Genomic DNA, 1,594 nt, shown 5'->3' on the forward strand with positions numbered 1-1,594 from the left:
TGCACTATTTGGGCCGGAAAGATGCGCAAGTAAAACTGCGTGGTCAGCGGCTTGAGCTTGGTGAGGTGGAAACTGTCATCCAAAAACATCCCGCTGTGGCAGGTGCGGTGGCGCTACTGCGAGAATATCGAGGCCAGCCCGCGCTGGTGGCTTATGTGGTGCTCGATGAGCACAGTGATGAGCTCAGTGGTGCGCTCAGTGATACGCTCCGTGCGGACATTCTTGAGCAGTGCCGTGCCCAGTTACCTGCGTATATGGTGCCGAGCTTGGTTCTCCGAATTGCTGACATTCCCGTGACCATCAACGGCAAACTCGACCGCGCGCAATTGCCGGACCCTAATGACAATCCTGGGTTGGATTCTGGGTCGGATTCGGTGACAGATTCGGGGTCGGATTTAAAAACAGAAGTGGTACTGGCCGCTTTTAGTCAGGTCCTGCACGCTGATATCACCGACCCGAGCACGCATTTTTTTGAAGCTGGCGGAAATTTCTTGACTGCGATCCAGTTGGCGAAAATGCTGCATTTGCGGGTTGCCGATGTTTTTGCCAATCCGACACCTGCCGGGTTGTCGCGGGTGCGACGGCAAGATGGCTTCAGTGAATTTTTGTGGCTGCGTGAGCCCAACGGTGCTGATAGCAATGCCTGCAGCAGCGCTGGTGAAGATCTCATCGTGTGTTTCTACCCGGCAGGCGGGTTGAGCTGGTCGTATTTCTCATTAGCATCTTTGGTGCCGCACGATGGCCGCGGAATTGTGTGCGTGCAAGCCACAGAGCCGGCGGTGAACTTGTCAGAAAAGGTGGCTCGTGTGTGCGAGATGCTGCGTGCGCGTGGGGTGGCACGTGTCCAGTTGTTGGGCTGGAGCGTCGGCGGAGTTGTGGCGCAAGATTGTGCGGCGGCGCTTGCAGAAACTGATATTGCGGTGTCTGCGGTGGTGCTGCTTGATTCCTACCCGGCGGAGGTGTGGAAGCAGTTACCGACCCCCACCGAACAGGAATTATTGGCTGGAGTGTGCGACATGGCTGGTGTGCGCGGCGCTGTGGAATCCGCGAGCGACGTAGTGCGGTGCCTGCGCGCATCCGATGGAGTATTCGGCCAGCTGAGCGGCGAGGAGGTCGAGATGATCGTAACCATGGTGCGGCATAATTCTGCGCAGATGCGCAGCCATAGCACCCGGTTATATTCGGGCACAGTGCATTGTGTGGTGGCGGCGGCGGAAGCGGACCAGCGTTCGCCGTTATTGATCGCGGATGCATGGCAGCCGCATTGTGCTGCGGTGAATGAGCATCGTGTCGACGCCACGCACCCGGGAATGGTGGCGCCGGAGGTGCTCGAGTTCGTCGTCAAGGATCTTTTGGTGGTGGGTGAGTAAACAGGTGTGGGAAGAATAAAATATCGTTAACCATTGCCTGAAACCTACCTGTGAGGTTAGACTACCCAATTGAGTTATGGTTTAGCTCATAGAAACACAGAAGGAAAAGATATGAAAATTCGTCGCCACCGTGTCCAGATTACTGGCGCAGCCCTGACCGCATTCAGCTTGTTACTGGTCAGCTGCAGCCAAGCTGACGAAGATGCTAACGCCTCCGGCACCGC

General features: G+C 56.6%; 1 protein-coding gene. It reads left to right on the forward strand.

Annotated elements, in window-relative coordinates; genetic code table 11:
* Positions 1-1,370 (forward strand): thioesterase domain-containing protein (locus BKN05_RS12140; protein ID WP_286688750.1); only part of this gene is annotated, 1,370 nt, incomplete at its 5' end.
* Between the last annotated feature and the right edge of the window lie 224 nt (positions 1,371-1,594).

The sequence above is a fragment of the Corynebacterium sp. S5S1 genome (assembly GCF_001913985.1).
Lineage (GTDB): Bacteria > Actinomycetota > Actinomycetes > Mycobacteriales > Mycobacteriaceae > Corynebacterium > Corynebacterium marquesiae.